At 65.3% G+C, this 20,864-nt stretch carries 18 protein-coding genes; 9 read left to right on the forward strand and 9 right to left on the reverse strand.

The window, feature by feature from the left end:
• Positions 1-71: 71 nt before the first annotated feature.
• From OG326_RS09925 to OG326_RS09935, 3 genes are all read right to left on the reverse strand, one after another.
• Entirely contained in the window at positions 72-947 is an 876-nt protein-coding gene (locus OG326_RS09925; RefSeq protein WP_442791016.1) for an ABC transporter ATP-binding protein, read from the reverse strand.
• Positions 948-1,051: 104 nt separating this feature from the next.
• Positions 1,052-1,867 carry an ABC transporter permease gene (locus OG326_RS09930; RefSeq protein WP_327144325.1) on the reverse strand — a complete coding sequence of 272 codons (816 nt, stop codon included), beginning with the start codon at positions 1,865-1,867 and terminating at the stop codon, positions 1,052-1,054.
• Complete coding sequence (locus OG326_RS09935) at positions 1,860-2,663, reverse strand: ABC transporter permease (protein ID WP_327144326.1); 804 nt, start codon at positions 2,661-2,663, stop codon at positions 1,860-1,862. The genes OG326_RS09930 and OG326_RS09935 overlap by 8 nt, the downstream gene beginning before the upstream one ends.
• Positions 2,664-2,983: 320 nt before the next feature.
• Here OG326_RS09935 and ectB point away from each other — a divergent pair, with 320 nt between their 5' ends.
• From ectB to OG326_RS09955, 4 genes are all read left to right on the forward strand, one after another.
• Positions 2,984-4,246, forward strand: coding sequence for a diaminobutyrate--2-oxoglutarate transaminase (gene ectB, locus OG326_RS09940; RefSeq protein WP_327144327.1), 1,263 nt, complete (start codon positions 2,984-2,986; stop codon positions 4,244-4,246).
• 182 nt (positions 4,247-4,428) lie between these two features.
• The gene (locus tag OG326_RS09945; protein ID WP_327144328.1) at positions 4,429-5,445 is read left to right on the forward strand and encodes a hypothetical protein; all 1,017 of its coding nucleotides are present in this window, start codon (positions 4,429-4,431) and stop codon (positions 5,443-5,445) included.
• Positions 5,426-6,190: a hypothetical protein gene (locus OG326_RS09950; RefSeq protein WP_327144329.1), complete on the forward strand. Its 765-nt coding sequence runs from the start codon at positions 5,426-5,428 to the stop codon at positions 6,188-6,190. The genes OG326_RS09945 and OG326_RS09950 overlap by 20 nt, the downstream gene beginning before the upstream one ends.
• A gap of 384 nt (positions 6,191-6,574) precedes the next feature.
• Complete coding sequence (locus tag OG326_RS09955) at positions 6,575-6,808, forward strand: hypothetical protein (RefSeq protein ID WP_327144330.1); 234 nt, start codon at positions 6,575-6,577, stop codon at positions 6,806-6,808.
• A 44-nt stretch (positions 6,809-6,852) separates the two neighbouring features.
• On the opposite strand, the gene OG326_RS09960 is transcribed toward OG326_RS09955, so the two are convergent.
• The 5 genes from OG326_RS09960 to OG326_RS09975 all read right to left on the reverse strand — a co-directional run bounded on the left by OG326_RS09960 (position 6,853) and on the right by OG326_RS09975 (position 13,883).
• Positions 6,853-7,767: an IS3 family transposase gene (locus OG326_RS09960; RefSeq protein ID WP_442791017.1), complete on the reverse strand. Its 915-nt coding sequence runs from the start codon at positions 7,765-7,767 to the stop codon at positions 6,853-6,855.
• Positions 7,734-8,027 (reverse strand): transposase, encoded by a 294-nt coding sequence (locus OG326_RS42995; RefSeq protein WP_442790935.1) that lies wholly within the window; start codon positions 8,025-8,027, stop codon positions 7,734-7,736. Before OG326_RS42995 ends, OG326_RS09960 begins: the two co-directional genes overlap by 34 nt.
• A gap of 316 nt (positions 8,028-8,343) precedes the next feature.
• Positions 8,344-10,587 (reverse strand): tetratricopeptide repeat protein, encoded by a 2,244-nt coding sequence (locus tag OG326_RS09965; protein WP_327144332.1) that lies wholly within the window; start codon positions 10,585-10,587, stop codon positions 8,344-8,346.
• A 359-nt stretch (positions 10,588-10,946) separates the two neighbouring features.
• On the reverse strand, positions 10,947-11,414 hold the full coding sequence (locus OG326_RS09970; RefSeq protein ID WP_327144333.1) for a hypothetical protein: 468 nt from the start codon (positions 11,412-11,414) through the stop codon (positions 10,947-10,949).
• Positions 11,415-11,819: 405 nt separating this feature from the next.
• The gene (locus OG326_RS09975) at positions 11,820-13,883 is read right to left on the reverse strand and encodes a serine/threonine-protein kinase (protein WP_327144335.1); all 2,064 of its coding nucleotides are present in this window, start codon (positions 13,881-13,883) and stop codon (positions 11,820-11,822) included.
• Positions 13,884-14,142: 259 nt separating this feature from the next.
• Between OG326_RS09975 and OG326_RS09980 the strand changes: the two genes are divergently transcribed.
• The 5 genes from OG326_RS09980 to OG326_RS10000 all read left to right on the forward strand — a co-directional run bounded on the left by OG326_RS09980 (position 14,143) and on the right by OG326_RS10000 (position 19,574).
• Entirely contained in the window at positions 14,143-14,901 is a 759-nt protein-coding gene (locus OG326_RS09980) for an ABC transporter permease (RefSeq protein WP_327144336.1), read from the forward strand.
• Positions 14,874-15,608 carry an ABC transporter ATP-binding protein gene (locus OG326_RS09985; RefSeq protein WP_327144337.1) on the forward strand — a complete coding sequence of 245 codons (735 nt, stop codon included), beginning with the start codon at positions 14,874-14,876 and terminating at the stop codon, positions 15,606-15,608. The genes OG326_RS09980 and OG326_RS09985 overlap by 28 nt, the downstream gene beginning before the upstream one ends.
• 1 nt (position 15,609) lies before the next feature.
• Complete coding sequence (locus OG326_RS09990) at positions 15,610-16,614, forward strand: ABC transporter substrate-binding protein (RefSeq protein ID WP_327144338.1); 1,005 nt, start codon at positions 15,610-15,612, stop codon at positions 16,612-16,614.
• Positions 16,615-16,624: 10 nt separating this feature from the next.
• On the forward strand, positions 16,625-17,770 hold the full coding sequence (locus OG326_RS09995; protein ID WP_327144339.1) for an LLM class flavin-dependent oxidoreductase: 1,146 nt from the start codon (positions 16,625-16,627) through the stop codon (positions 17,768-17,770).
• 118 nt (positions 17,771-17,888) lie between these two features.
• Positions 17,889-19,574 (forward strand): bifunctional metallophosphatase/5'-nucleotidase, encoded by a 1,686-nt coding sequence (locus tag OG326_RS10000; protein ID WP_327144340.1) that lies wholly within the window; start codon positions 17,889-17,891, stop codon positions 19,572-19,574.
• A 5-nt stretch (positions 19,575-19,579) separates the two neighbouring features.
• On the opposite strand, the gene OG326_RS10005 is transcribed toward OG326_RS10000, so the two are convergent.
• Positions 19,580-20,860: an oxygenase MpaB family protein gene (locus OG326_RS10005; RefSeq protein ID WP_327144341.1), complete on the reverse strand. Its 1,281-nt coding sequence runs from the start codon at positions 20,858-20,860 to the stop codon at positions 19,580-19,582.
• Positions 20,861-20,864 lie beyond the last annotated feature (4 nt).

Consider the following 20,864-nt stretch of genomic DNA (forward strand, 5'->3'; position numbering starts at 1 on the left):
TCGGTGAGAAGCAGATGTGATCTTGACGTCCAGCGGACGACAATGGGATGAACAACGGTGGTGCGTACCGATTATGGGAACGGGTGCGCCGCGGCTTCGTAGATTCGGCGGACGACATCCTCGATATCGGGTTCCTCGATGGAGAGGTCGCGGACCTCGGCGCGCGCCGACACCGCTGCCAGCAATTGGGCGGCCGTGGTGAGTTCGGTGTCGAAGGCGAGGCGCTGGCGGACGCCGCCGCCCTCGCTGTCCAGGAGTTTGGCGCCCGGCAGGTCGGTGAGGTCCGGTGCGGGCTCGGCGAGATCGACCGTCAGCACCCGGTGTGCGCCGACGGTGGCGGCCAGTCCGGTCAGGGAGCCGTCGTACACCAGCTTGCCGGTGTCGACCACCAGGACGCGTTCGCAGAGGCGCTCGATATCGCCCATATCGTGGGTGGTGAGCAGCAGGGTGGTGCCGCGGGTGGTGCGCTCCAGCCGCAGGAATTCGCGTAATCGCTGCTTGGACAACACGTCCAGGCCGATGGTCGGTTCGTCCAGGATTACCAGCTCGGGCGAGTGCAGCAGTGCCGCAGCAACTTCCGCGCGCATGCGCTGACCCAGCGACAGCTGTCGCACCGGGGTGTCGAGGGTGCTGTCCATCTCCAATTGCTCGACCAGCTCCCGGGTGCGCCCGCGTGCCGCCGCCGGCTCCAGGCGGTGGATGGCGGCCAGGATCGAAAACGATTCGCGCAGTGGCAGATCCCACCACAGTTGCGATCGCTGTCCGAAGACCACCCCGATGCGCCCGGCGAGTTCGCGCCGCTGCCGCACCGGATCGAGTCCGCAGGTGCGCAGGCGCCCGGCGGTCGGCACCAGAATGCCGGTGATCATTTTGATGGTGGTGGATTTACCGGCGCCGTTCGCGCCGATGTACCCGACCGCCGTACCGGGTTCGATCTGAAAACTCATATCGTCCACGGCGGTCACCACCTCGCGCCGCCGGCGCCAGCGTCCTTCCTTGCGGCTCAGCACGAAAGTGCGTGTCAGCCCGGCAATATCGATGATCGGATCGCTCACCCGCCGCCTCCTTGATAGTGCCTGGTGCCCAGTCGCCACGAATACAGTGCCGCCAGCCACACCCACAGTGCCGCCAGCGGTGATGCCCAGGCCAGCCAGGCGGGCAGCAGGGCGGGCCCCGGCAGTCTCAGCAGGGCGATGGCGGGCAGATACGAGGTGAAGGCGACCGGAACGAGAAATCCGAAGATCAGCTTCATCGGTGTCGGGAACACCGAGGCGGGTTGCATCGAGGCGTAGGAGCCGCCGTAGGTGAAGGCATTGGTGAGCTCCGATCCGTCGATGAGGAAGAACTGCACCCCGGCCGCCGCGACGAAGAGTCCGGCGAAGATGGCGATGCCGGAGAGCAGGGTGAGTGCGAAGAGCGCCAGATGGGTTGCGGTCCAATCGATGTCATTGCGGGCCAGGCCGAACCCCAGCACGGTCGCGGCCACGCCGATGCGCGCCACCCGGCGCAGTGCGATATCGCTCGTCATGAGTTGCAGGAGCAGCGGTTGCGGTCGCAGGTAGAAGGCGTCCAGCTTGCCCATCCGGATATACGTGGGCAGCGTATCGGCGTGCCCGACGAGCATGTCGGCAATGGCGAAGGAGGTATTGCTCATTCCGAACACCAGCAGCATGGCGTTCAGATCCAGCCCGCCCAGCTGCGGCACATTGCGGAAGATCACCCACATTTCGGCGAACTCCACCAGCCCGATGAGGAAGGCGCTGAACACATCCGTGGCGAAGGACAGCGGATATGCCCGCTGCGCGCGCAATCGGGAGGCCAGGACCGCGCGATAGGGCGCCATCCGGGAGGGCCGGGTCTCAACCACCCTGCACCTCCAGCTTGCGGCGTCCCGCCCGCAGCAGCAGCTGGCCCAGCGCTGTCAGGACGGCCAGCCAGAAACATTGCACCGCCACCAGTCCCGCCGCCGCAAGCCCGGCGGTGCGCCCGGAGATCACATCGACCGGCCACTGCAGCATGGCCGGGAACGGGGTGGCGTACGCGATGGTCTGCAACCAGCCCGGGAACAGGTGCACCGGTGCGAACAGGCCGGCCAGGAAGGTTCCGCAGATCATGTGCAGCGCGCGCAGTCCGCGCGTCTCCACCAGCCAGAATCCGGACAGGCACACCGCGAACATGGACAGGAACGAGAGCGCGATGGCCAGCGCCAGGCTGATCACCCCCAGCACGTAGGGTCCCGCCGAACTCGGCAGCGCCAGGCCGAAGGTGAGCGCGCCGATCGCCACGCTGGGCACACTGCGCGGCAGCAGGGTGCAGGTCGCCCGGCCCAGATATTCGGCGAGATGGGCGAATTGGACATCGATGGGCCGCAGGAAGTCGATGGCCACATCGCCGGTGCGTATGCGCTCCACGATGTCGGGCAGGGTCCAGAAGGCGATGGCGCCCAGCAGGCCCTGTGACAGCCAGGTGTACGCGCCGATGGTCCCGCGGTCGTATCCGCCGAAGCCGCTGTTGGCGTGCACCGCGGCCATCAGCACCGAGGAGCGCACGAATCCGAAAACGACATTGGTGATCAGGCCCGCGACCATGGCGAGCCGATAGTGGGACTGTCTGCGAAATCCGGCTCTGACGAGTTGCCAGTAGATCCCCGCGTCGGCACGCACAAGAGATTGACCCTACGTGCGAACGGGGGCCGGTGGCAATGGAATAGGTTGCGCTGTCATTCGTTTTCGCTATTTCTGTGCTGGGTTTGCGTGTGCGGCTGGGTCATGTGAGCACTGTGGTTCCACGGCATGCGTCCTGGAAGGTATGGTCCGGTCGGTTCGTAACGGGTTATGCTTCCCGCGTTTGGGCCGAGACGGGCATCACTGTCGTCTCATCTGGCGGGAGTCTTCGGTCGGATTCGCCGAAAACCTTCCGCTACCGCATCGGTGAATGGTAGAAACATCTTCGTTTCACTTTGCTCCGACGCTAGGACCCACCGATGACCATGGCCGAGACGACCGTTTTCGAGGCGCTCGAATCCAATGTGCGCGGTTACTGTCGGTCCTGGCCGACGGTGTTCGATACCGCGCGCGGGGCCTGGCTCACCGATGAGAACGGCAAGGACTATCTCGACTTCTTCGCCGGTGCGGGCTCGCTGAACTACGGGCACAACAATCCCGTCCTCAAGCAGGCGCTCATCGACTACCTGGTCGGCGACGGCATCACGCACGGGCTGGATATGTCCACGGTCGCCAAACGCCGTCTGCTGGAGACCATCCGGGATGTGCTGCTGATCCCGCGCGGCCTGGACTACAAGGTGCAGTTCCCCGGGCCCACCGGAGCGAACGCCGTCGAGGCCGCACTCAAGCTGGCGCGCAAGGTGACCGGCCGCACCACCATCCTGAACTTCACCAATGCCTTCCACGGTATGACGCTGGGCGCGCTGTCGGTCACCGGCAATGCCGCCAAGCGGGCCGGTGCGGGTGTCCCGCTGGTGCATGCGACCCCGATGCCGTACGACGGCTATCTCGCAGGCATGGACGAGCTTTCGTGGATGCGCCGGGTGCTCGACGACAGCTCCTCGGGCGTGGACAAGCCCGCGGCGGTGATCGTGGAAACGGTGCAGGGTGAGGGCGGTGTGAACGTGGCGCGCGCGGAATGGTTGCGCGCGCTCGCCGAAATGTGTTCCGCGCGTGGCATTCTGCTCATCGTCGACGATGTGCAGATGGGCTGCGGCCGCACCGGCCCGTTCTTCTCCTTCGAGTCCGCCGGCATCACCCCCGATATCGTGACACTGTCGAAATCCATTGGCGGCTATGGTCTTCCCATGGCTCTGGTGCTCATGAAGCCGGAGCTGGACCAGTGGGCTCCGGGTGAGCACAACGGCACCTTCCGCGGCAATAACGCCGCCTTTATCACCGCCGAACTCGCCCTGCGCCACTACTGGTCCGACGATCGCATGGAACTCGCCACCCTCGCCAAGGGTGAGCGCATCCGCCAGCACCTGACCCTGCTCACCGAGGATTTCCACGGCCTGACAACCCGCGGCCGCGGCCTCGTTCAGGGCCTGGTCTTCGACGACGCCTCCCAGGCCGCCAAGGTCTGCCGCACCGCCTTCGAACTGGGTCTGCTCGTCGAAACCTCCGGCTCCACAGACGAAGTCGTCAAACTCCTCCCCCCACTGACCGTCACCGATTCCGAAATCTCCCACGGCCTGAGCATCCTCACCCGCTCCGTCGAAATCGTCCGCGGCGGTCACTGACCCCCAAATTTGTGCTCCTCCGGAGCACACAAGCTGTCGACACCGCCCACACCGGTGCCGACACAGTGCCGGGCTCCCAGCTGCGGAGGGAGCCCGGCACAACCTTTTCCGCGCTCTGTTCCGGAATTTGCTAGCGGGTGGGGTCGAGGGGGACGCTGTTCCCACGCCACCGAGATCTGCGAATGACGGGTACCGCTTTGCACACCGCAGAAGCCTGCATCGAAGACGCGAGCGTCGACGAACCGTCGAGCCGCATCGACCTCGGACGGGTTCCCGTCCGCGTGCACGGCGTCGGCGTGTTCTACCGCCGCTTCTTCGACCTCGACGCCGATCACTTCGGGCGGATCCGCGCGGAGCACGAGTTCCAGTCCCTGACCGAGTCCACCAAGCCGGGGACGGCCCATCGCAGCGGAATCTACTTGACGCCTGTCACGCGCAGCGGTGAGGAACTGCATTTCCGCCTGCTCCGGTGCTCCACGAACCTCTCGGGGCCGACCGAGAACTTCGGCCCGACCGATACGAGCATCGTCGAGGCGCTGAATCGCGAGGCCGCCACCATCTTTCGTGGCCAAGCGCCGCTGAATCACGTCCTCGCCCAGATCTACCACAACACCCATGCCACAGCCGAGCGGAAGCAGTCCAAGGCCAAGATCTCGGCCCACGCCGACAAGACCAAGGACATGCCGGTCAACGGCATCATGGCCTTTTGCACCTTCTATGACGGGCTCGACAAGCTGCGGCCGCTGGCCGGCGACGCCTTCGACTACGGCGTGAAGAATGCGAGCGGGTTGACCAGACTTCGCTTCCGCCTGAAGGATTCGGTCGAAGAGCGTGGCGGGGTCGCGCTCCCCGCACAGTTCGGCCTGACCCTCTATCCCGGCTCCGTCTTCTTCATGCCGCTGTCCACCAACCGCCTGTACACCCACGAAATCCAGCCCTCGATGCTGGACGCCGAGCGGCTGCCGACCCGCCTGGGATACGTGGTGCGCTGCTCGAGCACCGAAGCAGTGCACAAGAACGGCCAGACGTTTCTGTCGCGGGCCGGGGGCTTGGTGAAGCTGGAGCCGCCCACTCCGGAGGGCATGGACGAGCTGCGCAGGCTGTACGCCGAGGAGAACAGAACCTCATCGTTCATCGACTACGGCGACCGATTTCCCTTCAGTATGAACACGGGAGACTATGTTGCCCCCCGAGCCTAGGATCTCGGACGAGATCGTCTCGTACCGCCTGCCTTTCGAGCAGGACCTCTTCGCGGAGCTCTCCTCGTCGGCCGTCTTGGAAGACGTGGGAAAAGGCCGGCGAGGAGCCACGCTCACCAAGACCGATGCGGCAGGCCGCGTGCCTCTCGTCCGCACCACCACTCGATACAGCAGCCCGGCACAGCATTTCCGGGCAGTGCACGATCGCCTGGCACAGCAGATTCAGGAGGTCGCGGGGCTCTCGGTTGCCTTCAACAACGCTCTCATCGAGATCTACACGAATGCCTACGCCACCATGGGCAGCCACTCGGACCAAGCCCTCGATCTAGCCGACGAGTCATTCATCGCCGTCTTCTCCTGCTACCGGTACCCCGAACTGATCCCGCCGAGGAAGCTGATCTTCACCCCAAAGGATTCCAGCGAGAATTTCGAAATCCCCCTCGCCCACAACAGCATCGTCGCATTCTCCGTCGCCTCGAATCGCCGCCTCCAGCACAAAATCGTGCTGGACACCCCCGCACCAGAGAACCACTGGCTAGGCGTGACCTTCCGAACGTCAAAAACCTTCCTCCACTTCCGAGAAGGCCACGCCCACCTCCCCCAAGGCGCACCCCTCACCCCAGCCGACGAACCCCAACAGCGCGAGTTCTACCAACTACGCCGCCGCGAAAACAACGAAACAACCTTCACCTACCCCCCTCTGACATACACAGTCAGCAAAAGCGACCTGCTACCACCCATCTGACCCCGAGCGCCAACAAAGGCCGTCTCCGTTTGGGAGGCAATCGATTCGGGCCTTGTGGAAGTACCGTGAATGGGTGGAGGACGACGAATCACTCACCGCCGAATGGGAATCGCGTGTCGACGTGTCGTGGGAGACCTTCTGGGACCTTCTGAGCCCGGTATGGCGACAGGTTCTCTCGGGCTCGGAGTCGAGCGTCGCACCCGCCGCGGCACCGATCCTTCGTCGTCGGCGGCTCACTACCGATTTAGCATGGACCTCGGGCTACTCACACTGGCCCTGGAAGGTCACACTCGCTCTTGGGATCGGCTCCCGCTGGGCGGACCTGCTCGTGTAGATCTCAGGCAGCTACGCGGTACGCCGATCCGGCACCTCATTCTGTCCGTGGTGGATATCGAGCATATCGACGCCCTCTGCGAGGTTCCCGGCCTCAAATCCCTCACTCTCGATCTACACGGCGATTCGATAACGCTGCCAACACTTTCCACCCTGACCGAGCTGACGCTGTACTCGGGTACAGGAATCGACAACGCGGCTACCCAAACAAACCCATCCCTGCGAATCACCCGGATCGCCAATACATACTCGCCGCCGCAATTCGGACCAGACGACGTTTATTGATGGTGAGGGGCTGGAATGTTCTCGGACAGTGAGGGTTTGATCTCTCAGGCCGTTCTGCTCCGTTCGAACCAGGCGGACTCTACTTCGTTCGGTGTGTGGTAGTCAATCGCGGAGTGGAGTCGAATCTGGTTGTACCGCAATTCGATATAGGCGGTGATATCGCGGCGAGCATGTTCGCGGGTCCGGTATCGGGTGCGGTGGACACGTTCGTTCTTCAAAGTGGCGTTGAACGATTCCGCCCAGGCGTTGTCGAAGCAGGTTCCGGTGCGCCCCACGGAGTGCCGGATGCCGAGTTTACGGACGGCCCTGAGGAATTCGGCAGACAGATACTGGGTACCGCGGTCGCTGTGAAATATTGTTTCTCCGGCGCGGATCGGGAGATTGCGTGCCGCCATGGTCAACGCCTCCACGACCAGTTCGGTCTGCATGTGTTCGGCCATGGCATATCCGACGACTTTCTTGGAGAAACAATCGAGCACGGTCGCCAAATACAGCCAGCCCTGGCGGGTGCGGATGTAGGTGATGTCGCCGACGAGTTTGACTGCCGGCGCGGTAGCGGTGAAATCGCGCCGAACCAGGTCCGGCCGGTCGGCACAGTCGGCCGCAAATGGTGGTGGAGGCCGGAACGGGCGCGGCTGGCAGGCCACCAACCCCAGCTCACGCATAACTTTTCGGACCGTGCCCGGATCGGCCAGCACTTTGCGGCGGGCCAGCGCCGCATGGATACGCCGGTACCCATAGGTGCCGTCGGAATGGCTGAAACAAGACCGGACCTCGGTCTTCAACCTATCTCGACAGCGGTCGGTGGCCGAGGGTTCCCGACCACGCCACGCGTAATAGCCCGACCGTGATACCCCGGCCCAACGGCACATGTCGACGATCGTGTGGCGGCCTTCTTCGGAGGCAACGAACGCATATTTCGCCGCTACAGGTACTTCTTCGCGAAGAAGGCCACCGATTTTCCCAGGAACTCGTTCTCCTCCCGGAGTTTCCGGTTCTCCTCCTCCAAGGCCCGCAACCGCCCACGTTCATCGGTCGACAGGTCCGACTCGGCCTCGCCGCTCTCGGTCCGGCACGCATGAACCCAATTTCGGATCGTCTGCTCGGTGACCCCGCAATCACGCGCTACATCGGTGAACGACCGCCCCCCGACCAACACTTCCCGAGCCGCCGCCTCTCGAAACTCCGGGCTGAATTTCCGCGATTTCCTCTGCGCCACAAGCCACTCCGTTCAGTCACCCAATTCTAGATTGGGCCACTGTCCGAAGAACTTCAGGCACCTCAATGGTGTGACCCCTAACAAGAGGATCGCTCGCGCGCCACCTTGCGCGTGCATCGCCCGGTCTCGGATCGCCGCAGCCAGTTGACTTTCCGCCGCCCCGTGTTGGTATGCGCATCGCCAGGTCCGCGCACGATTCGCCTGCGTAAGGAGACCAGAGTCCGACAATGACCTGAGCCCATCGATCTTTCGAGCGTGCCGTACGGCCGGTTCAGCCAGCGCGGTACGCGGCATTTTCGAAGTCTGAAGTTATCGCTCACTCCTCCACGTTGCGGTCAGCACGTATGGAGGCAAGGTTCTCCTGGATTGCGCGGGTAATCGGATGGTCCGGCCCCAAGATCCGTTCGCAATCGCTGTGGGTGGCTTCGAAGAGGGTGATGCCTTCGTCTATTCGGCCCGCCGATCCGTAGGCGCCAGCGAGGTTGTTGCGTGAGGTGAGGGTGTGCGGGTGGCTGGGTCCGAGGAGTCGCTCACGGTCGGCGAGGGTGGCTTCGAAGAGGGTGATGGCTTCGTCTGTTCGGCCCACCGAATTGTAGAGACTGGCAAGGTTGTTGCGTGAGCTGAGGGTGTGCGGGTGGTCGGGACCCAGGATCCGCTCGGAGTCGCTGATGGTGGTCCGGTAAAGGGTGATGGCTTCGTCTATTCGACCCACCGATCGGTAGGCGCCAGCGAGGTTGTTGCCTGTACTGAGGGTGTCGGGGTGGTCGGGACCCACGAGCCGCTGGCGGTCGGTGAGGGTGGCTTCGAAGAGGGTGATGGCTTCGTCGAGGCGCCCCGCCGATTGGTAGGTACTGGCGAGGTTGTGCTGGGAGGTGAGGGTGTCGGGGTTGTCGGGTCCGAGAAATCGCTTGTAGTCGCTGAGGGTGGCTTCGAAGAGGGCGATGGCTTCCTCGAGGCGCCCCGCCGATTCGTAGGCGAAGGCGAGGTTGTTGCACGAGCTGAGGGTGTGGGGATTGTCGGGTCCGAAGAGCCGCTTGTAGTCGCTGAGGTTAGCTTGGTGGAGGGTGATGGCCTCGTCGAAGCGCCCCGCCGATTCGTAGGCGTTGGCGAGGTCGTTGCGTGAGCGGAGGGTGTCGAGATGGTCGAGGCCCAGGAGCCGCTCAGAGTCGGTGAGGGTGGCTTCGAAGAGGGTGATGGCTTCGTCGAGGCGCCCCGCCGATTGGTAGGTACTGGCGAGGTTGAGCTGGGAGCTGAGGGTGTCGGCGTGGTCGGGTCCGAGGATCCGATGGCGGTCGGTGAGGGTGGCTTCGAAGAGGGTGATGGCTTCCTCGAGGCGCCCCGCCGATTCGTAGGCGAAGGCGAGGTTGCTGCGCGAGCTGAGAGTGTCGAGATGGTCGGGCCCCAGCAGCCGCTCACGGTCGACGTGGGTGGCTTCGAAGAGGGTGATGGCTTCCTCGAGGCGCCCGGCCCACCTGTAGGCGAAGGCGAGGTTGTTGCGTGAGCTGAGAGTGTCGGGGTGGTCGGGACCCAGGATGCGCTCGAAGTCCGTGAGGGCGCCCCGCCCGACGGACAGTGATCGGGTGATATCAGCGGATTCGACCAGTTGGCACACGGCCCAGCCCCGCGCCTGCAATGCGCGCTGAGTGAGCGCCGGATCAGTGAGCTCGATGAGTCCGGTGTCCCATATCGCGGCGATATGGTCAACCAGTTGAGCACCTTCTTCTCGGCGTGCCCATGCTTGATCGGGTTCGAACGAGCGCGTATCGATGACGTCGAGTGCATTGGCGATGAGTTCGTTTGTCGTGCCGGCGGATTGGGCGCGTTCACGGAGGACCCTGGCAGTGAGTCGGTGCATGGCAATGGTGTCACCGGTCGTCGACCACGACAGGAGCGAACCTCGCTCGCACCGCTCCAAAGCTTGATCGAGTCGTTCGGCTCGGTCGGGCAGTACGTCGCGGCGTACGCCTGCCGGCGAAAGCATTGCCATCACACCCAGCAGCCACGCGACTGTAGCGTCCAGTTGGGGTTCGCCGGTGGGGGTTTCGATGGTGTCGATGGATAACAGGATCGCCTGATCCACCGACCGTGGGTAATCCTGGCCGGCTTTGCGGTTGAGCACTTCCGGTAGTGATCGTGCATTGAGCAGTTGCTGATAGTGCGCGTAGGTGAGGTGACGGCCGGTAATCGTCGCCGCGGCCGTCGACAGCGCGAGAGGGAGATCGCCCAGCAGCTCCGCGAGGGTGTACGCACCTTGTTGATCAGCCAGGTCGGTCGATTCCTGCAGGTAGTGGGTTGCTTCGGGGCGTGTGAAACCGACGAGGTCGATCGTCTTGCTCAACTGGTTGAAGGCTCGGTCGGTGCTGGTGATCAGGACCATTGTGCGGCCGGCGACAGGTAGCAGTGGTCGGATCTGTTCCGGGTCGCCCGCGTTGTCGAAGATCAGCAATCCGGGTTCTCGCGAACCTGACAGGTGGTTTCGGAGCTGTCGTGCCGATACTGCCGAATCGCCTTCGGGGTCGGCGACTCCCAACAGGTCGGCGATCTCGGCCAGTCCGGTCACTGCGGTTTCCATGGTATCGGCGTTGACCCACCCCACCAGCCCGTGTGTGGTGTCGATATTCTCGCGTGCCAGGGCTGCCGCGAGGTGACTCTTTCCGGTCCCGCGCATCCCGATGACCGCCGCCACGCGCGACTCATCGAGCGCTGCGCGAACACGGGCGACTTCGGTGCGGTATACGAAATGTGGTGGCTGTTGCGGGATCTCGCCGTGAATCACTCTCCCGGCAGGCCGGGAGGGTAGCGCATGGCCGGGGTTTGTCGTGTCGGTGAGGACTTGGATGATGAAGTCTCGGCCGACGGAGACGTTCGAGGCGACGATGAGCCGCGCGTGTTGGGCAGGGGCGGCGGCGGGGGTCTCGGTTATCGCCGCGGGCTGTGAGGGTGGGGCGGCTCCGTGTTGCCTGCATGGATTCCGATGATCTTGAGTGTGCCTTGGACTTTGGTGTCCTCGGCGACGACGGCGCTGCCGGTGGAGGTGATGTCGCTGATCTCGAGTTCGCCGGTTTCGACGCGCCGCAATTGCACCCCGATAGCCTCAGCGGCTTGCGGTGCTTGTTCTTGAATGAGGGTCAGTAAATGCCAGGCCGCAGTGAGCATTTCCTGGTCATTGGCGGCGCCGGTGTCGGTGAGTTCCCCGGCGAGGACTGCGCGCCAGCCGGGTACGAGTGGGTCTGCTTCGACCACGGTCACGTCGACAGTCTGGTAGCGATGGCTGATCAGCGCCTTGACTGCCTGGTAGGCATCGGTGACCGCCTTTTTGGTTGTGTCGGTCAGTCCTGCTGCTGCGCCAGCCGCGATCGCCGCAGCAATCATCGTTACTGGATCCACTCGCCTGAACCTCCCCTTCGGTTTGTCGCCTGGTTCGTTCACTGAACCGGGCCTGGGAACCCCGCCGCCTGCGGGATACTGGCCGTGTTCGGCTGTGTCGCTGGTTGTTTGGGCTCCTGATGATCAAGCTTGCCAGAGGTTAGACGGCTGTGGGACGCGAAGGCTTCACGAACCTGGGCAACGTGTCATCGCCGCAGTTGGCTCGGCTTGATCCTGGAGTTGGACCGTTGCTCTCGGCACTTGGGTGTGAGCTCGTGTGGGCTACAACCTGGGCGCATGAGGTCAACTATGGAAGCCGGGCTCTGCTTTACCGCGTTGAATCGTGGAAAGGGCTGCGGTGCAGTGACTTTCCTGTGCTGATCCAGTGGCTGGAAGGGCGTTGATGGTTGGGGCGCGGTGGTGTGGTTACGAGGCGAATTCCTGTTGGAACCAGGTCAGGAGGGTGGGGTCGGATTTGGGGCCGTTTTCTGGGCTGTCGGTGGGGAGGGCGCAGATGTCGACCAGGAGGTGGAGGTCGTCGTGGACGGCTAGGAGGCAGGGCATGGGGGGAGTGGAGGTGGTGTCGGTGAAGCAGAAGTAGCGGCCTACTACTGTGCCGTTGGCTTTGCGCCAGACGTCGTCGGATCCGGTAGTGCCGCTGCAGGATCGGCCGGGGAATTGGCCCAGGTCGGCTTGGTAGAGGACGTCTGCGGTGTGGTGGTCGGGGAGGCCGATGAAGCTGACGGAGGGGGCGCCGAGTTTGGTGGAGCAGTCGACTATGGAGGTTGCCAGGCTGCCGGGGGGATCGCTGTGGCGGCAGTTGACGGCTCGGTAGCCGTCGCCGGTGTGTGCGAGCAGGTCGCGGTCGGCGGGGGTGAATTGGTCGGGGTCTTGGGCGTTGTCGGGGGTGCGGAACTGGCCGCCGTTCACTTTCGCGCGGTAGTCCCGGAAGGGGGTGTCGGCGGGGGTGTCCCAGATGTAGACGGCCATGGCCGCGGCGGCGTCATTGGTCAGGATCAGGGTGGGTTTCGGCGCGTTCGGGGTTTCGGCCTTGTTCGTGAGGCAGGTTTTGCGGCCCGCTTCCTTGCCGTCGATCATGCTGGGTGCGTCGACTCCGGGCGGATCACCGGGGCAGGAGGCGCCGTGCAGGCTGCCCAGCGCGATGGTCTTGTAGTAGTCGTGCAGCGCATCAGTGCTGCGGAAGCGCCAGAAGCGTGCTGCGGGAGCGGCGGCCGAGGGATTCGCATCGCAGTAGAAGACGGCGGTCGAGTTGGAGTCCGCGGCCTCGTGCCGGCAATTGTGGCGCTTGTACGCTGCCCCGGGGAGCAGGGAGAGCAACGCTATATCGGGCGCCTGCAGGGCGGTGTCGTTCGCGACCGCCACACCCTTCTTCTCGCCCGAAAGCGCTGCCCAGCCCGCGAAACCCAGTGCGGCAGCGACCAATACGAGTACACCGGCCAATGCTGCGAAACGGCGCGCCCGCCCGCGGCGTTTCGCCGAGCCCGGCGTACCACTCCCACCGGTCCGGTTCGTCGGCTCGTCCGACCCCGTCGGCGCGACCGGCCCGGTCGGTGCGCTCGAACCCACCGGTTCGGACATCTGCGTAACCTGCTGCGGCCCAGTACTTGTCGGCACAGTCGCCGCCGAGCCGGTTGCCTCGAGCGCGCTGCGGGCCGCGGTGGCCAACTCACCCGCGGTGCGATAGCGCTCCCCGGGATTCTTCGCCAAACCACGCGCGATCACCGGATTGAACGCGGCCGGAACCGTGGCGCGCACCCGGCTCGGCTGCGGAATCGGATCGAACAGGTGCGCGCGCATGATCTGCGCATCCGTATCCCCGGTGAACGGCCTACTGCCGGTGAGACATTCGAAGAGCACACAGGCCAGCGCGTACACATCGGTGGCGGGCGTCAGGTCCCGGGAGCCGAAGCGCTCGGGCGCCATGTAGTAGAACGAGCCGACCGCGGAGCCGTCCCTGGTGAGGGAGGGGTCGGTGACGGATTGAGCGATGCCGAAGTCCACCAGATAGGCGAAGCCGTCATGGGTGAGCAGAATATTGTCCGGTTTGATATCGCGGTGCAGCAGACCGTCGGCGTGCGCCGCGTCCAGCGCGGCGGCGATCTGCTCGACGAGCGCCACCGAGCGCTCCGGTGAACTCGGCCCGGCATTGCGCAGCAGCGCGCGCAGACTGTCGCCGTCGACCAGGCGCATATCGATGTAGAGATGGCCGCCGATCTCGCCGTAGTCGTGGATCGGAATGACATGCGCCTCGCGCAGCCGGGCCGCCGCATGCGATTCCCGCTGAAAACGCTGCCGATACACCGGATCCTGAGCCAGTCGTTCGGGCAGCACCTTGATGGCGACCGTCCGGTCCTTGACGGTGTCATAGGCCTGATAGACCTCGCCCATCCCACCGCGCCCGATCAACCTGTCCAGCCGATACGGCCCGAACCGGGATCCGACGCCGATCGGCTGATGCGGACTGCTCATAGCGCCCCCGGCTGTTTCATAGCGCCCCCGGCTGGTCGTCGCGGCTCCATTGTGGCAGTCGCGGGTTGGAGTAGATCAAGAATCACACGGATTTCAAGGGGTGACGACCGGTGCGGATCCCGGCAGGCTCGAACGAGGCGGTCGAGGGCTCGGCCGCCGTCGGTCCCCGTCCCCAACGCCCGAGGTGTCTGCCGTGTCTTCAGTTGCCGTGCAGGCCAGGCCTATCCCGGCCCGCCTGCGCTTTGCACGCTTACCGCGTGTGCCCATAGCCTGGGCGCGGCTCATCAGTCCACTGGTGTTGATCGCGCTCTGGCAGCTCGCCAGCGCTACCGGCGTGCTGTCCGAACGCAAACTGGCCTCACCGGCGACGGTGGTCCGCACGACCCGCGATCTCATTTCCGACGGCACGCTCACCACCGCACTCTCGGTATCGCTGCAGCGAGCGGCGATCGGTTTTGTCATCGGCGCCGTCATCGGCTTGGCGCTGGCGCTGGCCGCCGGACTGAGCCGGGTGGGTGAGTACCTGGTCGACCCGCCCATGCAGATGCTGCGGACGCTGCCGTTCTACGGCCTCATCCCGCTGTTCATCCTGTGGTTCGGCATCGGGGAGCTGCCCAAGATCGTGCTGGTCGCCTTCGGTGTGGCGATTCCGCTGTACCTCAATACCTTCGCCGGCATTCGCAGCGTCGACGGCAAACTCGCCGAGCTGGCACAGGTCCAGCAGCTCGGCCGCTTCGGCCTGGTCCGGCACATCGTGCTGCCGGGTGCGCTGCCGCAGGCGCTGGTCGGATTGCGCCAGTCCCTGGGCATCGCATGGCTGGCGCTGATCGTCGCCGAACAGGTGAATGCCGATGCGGGACTTGGCTTCATGATCAACAACGCCCGCGAATTCCTGCGCACCGATGTGATCGTGGTCGGCCTGCTGGTCTACAGCCTGCTGGGCCTGGTCACCGATTCGGCGGTCCGGTTGATCGAACGGAGGGCACTGTCATGGCGACGCAGCTTCCTGGGAACGTAATCGGCGCGGCCCGGGTTCGCGGACTGGTCAGGAAGTTCGGCGACCGCCGGGTACTGCACGGTCTCGATCTCGATATCCAGCGCGGCGAATTCGTAGCGCTGCTCGGGCGCAGCGGATCCGGAAAGTCCACGCTGCTACGGGCATTGGCGGGTCTGGACCGGGAGACCGAGGGTGATCTCTCGGTGCCCGGCGAGGTCGCCGTCGCCTTCCAGGAGCCGCGGCTGGTGCCGTGGAAACGGGTGGCCGCCAATATCACTCTCGGTCTGCGACACCAGGATCCGAAGGCCGCCGGACAGGCCGCGCTCGCCGAGGTCGGTCTCACCGGCCGCGCCGACGCCTGGCCGCTGACCCTCTCCGGCGGTGAGGCACAGCGGGCTTCGCTGGCGCGGGCGCTGGTGCGCGACCCGGATCTGCTGCTGCTGGACGAACCCTTCAGTGCACTGGATGCCCTGACCCGCATCACTATTCACAATCTCGTGCTGGAGCTGTGGGCTCGGCATCGGCCGGGTGTCCTGCTGGTCACCCACGATGTCGACGAGGCGCTGCTGCTCGCGGACCGGGCCCTGGTGCTGGCAGACGGGCGCATTGCCCGCGAACTGCGCATCGATCTGCCGCGACCGCGCCGCCGCGACCATCCCGACTTCCTCGCACTGCGCACAAGCTTGCTCGCCGAACTCGGCGTGACTCCGGAAGGAACTGATCACTGACATGAACACCGTCACCAGACGCCTGTTCGCCGCCGTTGCGGTCACCGCTGCCCTCGTCACCGCGGCCTGCGGGTCGAGCGACAGCGATAACAACAAGGGTGTGAATGCGGACGGCTCGGTTGATCTGTCACAGGTCACGCTGCGAGTCGCCGATCAGAAGGGCATCGGCCTGCAGGCCCTGCTCGAGGTCTCGGGCCAGACGAAGGACCTGCCGTACAAGCTCAACTGGTCCACCTTCACCGCGGGGCCGCCGATTCTGGAGGCCATCAATGCCGGGTCCGTGGACATCGGCGGCGTCGGCAATGCCCCGCCGGTGTTCGCGGCGGCCGCGAAATCGCAGATCAAGATCATCGCCTCGTACTCGTCCGGTGTGAAGGGCCAGGCCATCCTGGTGCCCAAGGGCTCGGCGCTGCAGGATCCGAAGGATCTGCGCGGCAAGAAGATCGCGGTGACGCAGGGCAGTTCGGCGCACTACCAGCTGCTCTCGGTGCTCTCCAAGAACGGTCTGAGCTTCTCCGATATCCAGCCGCAGTATCTGCAGCCCGCCGATGCGCTGGCCGCGCTGTCCACCGGTGCGGTGGATGCCTGGGCGGTCTGGGATCCGTATGTGGCGCAGGCCCAGGCCGCGGGCAGCCGGGTGCTGGTGGACGGTGAAGGTTATGTGCGCGGCGACAGCTTCTTCGTCGCCGGAACCAAGGCGCTGGACAACAAGGCCAGTTCGGCGGCGCTGCGGGATCTGCTGGTCCGTATCCAGAAGGCGCACGCGTGGATCAAGGCCAATCCCGAGCAGTGGGCCAAGCAGTCGTCGACTCTCACCGGCCTCACCTACGACGTCAGTCTGGTGGCCGTGCAGCGCGGGGTCTACGAGCATCATCCGCTGGACGCCCCGACGATTTCCGAGGAGCAGTCCGTAGCCGATGCCTTCAGCGCCGCGAAACTCATTCCCGGCAAGGTGAATATCAACGACTACGTGGACACCCGCTTCAACGACCGCTTCAACTCGTGAGGATTCTTCGATGAGCCTGACCTTCCACTGGTTCCTGCCCACCTCCGGTGACTCCCGCGGCCTCGTGGTCGGCGGGCACGGAACGCCCATGTCCGGTGATCGCCCGGCCTCCCTGCACTACCTCAATCAGGTTGCGGCAGCGGCCGAAACGAACGGTTTCGAGGGTGTGCTCACCCCGACCGGCTCGTGGTGCGAGGACGCCTGGCTGACCACCGCCATGCTGGCGGGCACCACCGACACGCTGAAGTTCCTGGTCGCCCTGCGCCCCGGGCTCATGAGCCCCACCCTCGCGGCGCAGATGGCGGGCACCTTCCAGCGGCATTCGGACGGGCGGCTGCTCATCAATGTGGTGACCGGTGGCGAACCGGCCGACCAGCGCGCCTACGGCGACTTCGCCGACAAGGAGACGCGCTACGCCCGCACCGGGGAATTCCTGCACGTGGTCAAGTCGCTGTGGGAATCGCAGGAGCCGTTCTCGTTCACCGGCGAGCACTATCGGGTCGAGAACGCGCTGCTGAGCAATCGGCCGAATCCGGTGCCGCCGGTGTTCTTCGGCGGCTCCTCCGCGCCCGCCGGTCCGGTCGCGGCCCGCTACGCCGACACCTATCTCACGTGGGGTGAGCCGGTGCTCGCCGTGAGCCGCAAGCTGGAGTGGATTCGCGGCCTGGCCGTGGATCACGGCCGCAAGCTGGACTACGGCCTGCGGATTCACGTGATCTCCCGCGATACCTCCGAGGAGGCCTGGGGCGTCGCCGACAAACTGCTCGCCGGCATCGATCCCGCCGATATCGCGCGCGTGCAGGCCAGCCTCGCCGGCAGTGAGTCCGAGGGCCAGCGGCGCATGGTGGAGCTGCACGGCGGCAGCCTGGACCGGCTGGAGATCGCGCCCAATCTGTGGGCGGGCGTCGGCCTGGTCCGCGGCGGCGCGGGCACCGCACTGGTCGGCTCGCACGAAGAGGTCGCCGAGCGGCTGGTGGAGTACTCGAAGGTCGGCATCAACCACTTCGTGCTCTCCGGTTACCCGCATCTGGAGGAGGCGTACTGGTTCGGCGAGGGTGTGCTGCCGATCCTGGAGCGAAAGGGTCTGTGGCAGCACCCGAATCGCCGCCCGTACATCCCCGCAGTGACCCCGTTCGCCGGAGCCTCGAGCAGCTAGCGCCGCGCACCGGCTGTCGGCTCGCGCCGCAATTGCTTGCGCGGCGCGTCCGCGGGGTGCTGAGGAATTCACCGGGTCGTCGCGCGGAAGCCAACAGGGTCTGTCAGAGTCGAGCTCTATGACCGGTCGACGGATCCTGGGGATGTGCGCGGCACTGCTGAGTGTGGCGCTGGTGGCCGGTTGCGGCTCCGGTGACAATGCCGCACCGGGCGGTAAGCCCGGTGCGGTACCGCTGATTTCGACGAATGACCTGCCGGCGGCCCAGCCGGGTGAGGTGCATCTGTTCGCCATCAACGATCTGCACGGGAATCTGCAGCCGCCGAGCGGAAGCAATGGCAAGATCGGCGACTACCAGGCCGGTGGCGCCGCGTATCTCGCGGCGCACCTGGCCGAGCTGAAGGCCGCGTATCCGGCCGACGCGATCGTGTCCGCCGGTGACAATGTCGGCGCCAGCCCGCTCATCTCGGCGCTGTTCCACGATGAGCCGACCATCGACTTCATGAATACCGTCGGCGTGGCCGCCTCCTCGGTGGGCAATCACGAATTCGACCACGGTGTGCAGGAATTGCGGCGGTTGCAGCAGGGCGGGTGCGCCGCCGACGGCTGCTCGCCGGGAGATCCCTTCTCCGGAGCCAAGTTTCCGTATCTGGCCGCCAATGTCACCGACGGCAACGGTCAGCTGCCGCCGGGGCTGAAGGCGTGGACCATGCTCGACATCGGCGGGCACAAGATCGGTGTGGTCGGTACGGTCACGCCCGATACCGCGCACATCGTGATGCCGGAGGGGATTCGGGGCTACACCTTCGGCGACGAGCCCGATGCCATCAATAAATACGTCCCGGAAATGAAGGCGGCGGGTGCGGAGACCATTGTCGCGCTGCTGCACGACGGCGGCGCGCAACACAGCGAGGACGGCGCGCAGATCGACTACAACGGTTGTGCCGGAATCGATCCCGGCGTCACGGATCTGGCGAAGCGCACCGATGCGGCGGTCAAGGTCATGCTCACCGCGCACAGTCATCAGGCCTACAACTGCACCATCAACGGCAAGGTGGTCACCCAGGCCTCGTCCTTCGGCCGTCTCATCACCGATATCACCCTGCGCTTCCACGACGGGACGGTCGATGCGAAAGCGGTGAACCGGGTTGTCACCCGCGATATCGCGCCCGATCCGGCAGCGACCAAGCTGGTCGATTTCTTTGCCGCACAGGTGAAATCGCGTGCCGATCGAGTCATCGGCAGTGCCACCGCACCGCTGCCCAGCGCGCCGGATCCGGCCGGGGATTCCCCGCTCGGCGATGTCATCGCCGATTCCATGCTGGCGGCCATGGCGCCGCAGCAGGTGGTGGCCGCCTTCATGAATCCCGGTGGGGTGCGGGCGGGTTTGACCGGCGGCGCCATCACCTACGAGCAGGCGTACACCGTGCAGCCCTTCGGAAACCAGGTCGTCGCCGTCGCGCTCACCGGCCAGCAGATCCTGAGTCTGCTGGAACAGCAGTGGGACAATGTCAGCAAGCCCGGCGTGCTGTCGGTGGCGGGCATTACCTATGCCTATTCCGATACCGCGCCCAAGGGCCGCAAGGTGATCGCCGACAGCGTCCACATCGGCGGCCAGTCCCTGAATCCCGTTGCGCTCTACCGGGTATCGACCAATAACTTCCTGGCGTCCGGTGGTGACGGCTTCTCGGTCTTCACCCAGAGTCGCGATACCCTGGTCGGCCCCATCGATCTGGATGCGATGGAGTCGTATCTGCGGAGCCGTGGAACCGTCGAGCCCCCACCGGCCCGCATCGAGAAGCGCTGACCCCGCTAGCGGCGGAACTTTTCCACCGGGGTGAATTCGGCATCCCGGTCGCCGACTTCATTGCGGTACCACTGTTCTCGGCGGTGGCGCTGCACCCGGTCGGCGACCGCATCGAGTCCGGGAACGGTGCGGCGCAGTGTTTCCGCGCCGAAGACCAGGGGCGCCTGCACGATCGGATGCAGCACCCAGGGAAAGCGGCGCGGCATCCGGTGACGCGCGTAGGTAGCCGGGGGCAGCCAGAACGCGGTGTAGCCGATCTGGACCCGGTAGTTGAACTCGTCACGAATCCGTCTGGGCCACGGTGTATTCGGCTTCGGTGCGAAGGCCGGAAGATAGGACTCGACCAGCTCCTCGCCATCCGCGCCCGCGGTATGGGCGCGCTTGACGAAGGCCGCGAACATGAGCTGCACCGACTCCCGGAAGTTCTGCGGATACCACGCGGGCTGCACACCGAGCAGATGACCCACATAGCGCCAGAAGTGCAGTGTCGCTTCGATTTCCCGGATCGTGGTCTGATGTCCGATGCTCCACAGCGCCAGACCCGGCACCACGCTGCCGCCCATGAGGGTGAGGGTGGCATCGCCGATACTGATCGGCACACCCCAGGCGGCGGAATCCCATTCGGGGCGCTGCATGAGCTTGCGGCGGATGAACACGTGCATGATCCGGACCCGCATGGCGGTCTGCCGCCCGCGTGCACCCGGGGCGAGGCCGCCGGGTTCGGAGACGTCGATCCAGAAGCGGACGGTCTCCAATTGACGTTTGTGCGCCTTGTCCCCGGCGTAGCCGCCCGCGTACGAGAGCGGTTTGGTGATGGAGCTCTCCGAGTACATCTCCAGGGTGCTGGTGGTCGCGAAGCTGAAAACCGAGGTGCCCCAGCGGCGGAACACCGTGGCGCCCTGGGCGACCAGATCGGGGTCGAGCCAGTCCGGGGCGGATTCGAACTCCTCGAACAGGCGGATGAGCGTCGGCGGCGGGTCCGGGACCGAGTCGATGCCGTGCGCCAGGGCCCGATCCAGCAGGGCGCGGCCCGCTTTCGGCCCGATGTCTCCGAGGTAGACCTCGTCGACAAACGCCTCCGCCACCGGATCGGCCTGATAGTAGGCCTCGCCGAAGGTGCGTACCAGCTCGTCGGACGGCTGTGGATCGAAGCGGAACACGGTGCGCCAGGCGCGGCGGGCGCGCTGGACCCGTGGATCGCCGCGCCGCTCCCAGTATCGGAATTCGGTCGGAATCGCGCCTGCCGCAGCGACTTCCATGGTCGCCGGAACCTTACCGCTGGTCATATCC

Origin of the sequence: Nocardia sp. NBC_01327, assembly GCF_035958815.1 — a bacterium.
In the GTDB taxonomy this organism is placed as follows: Bacteria; Actinomycetota; Actinomycetes; order Mycobacteriales; family Mycobacteriaceae; genus Nocardia.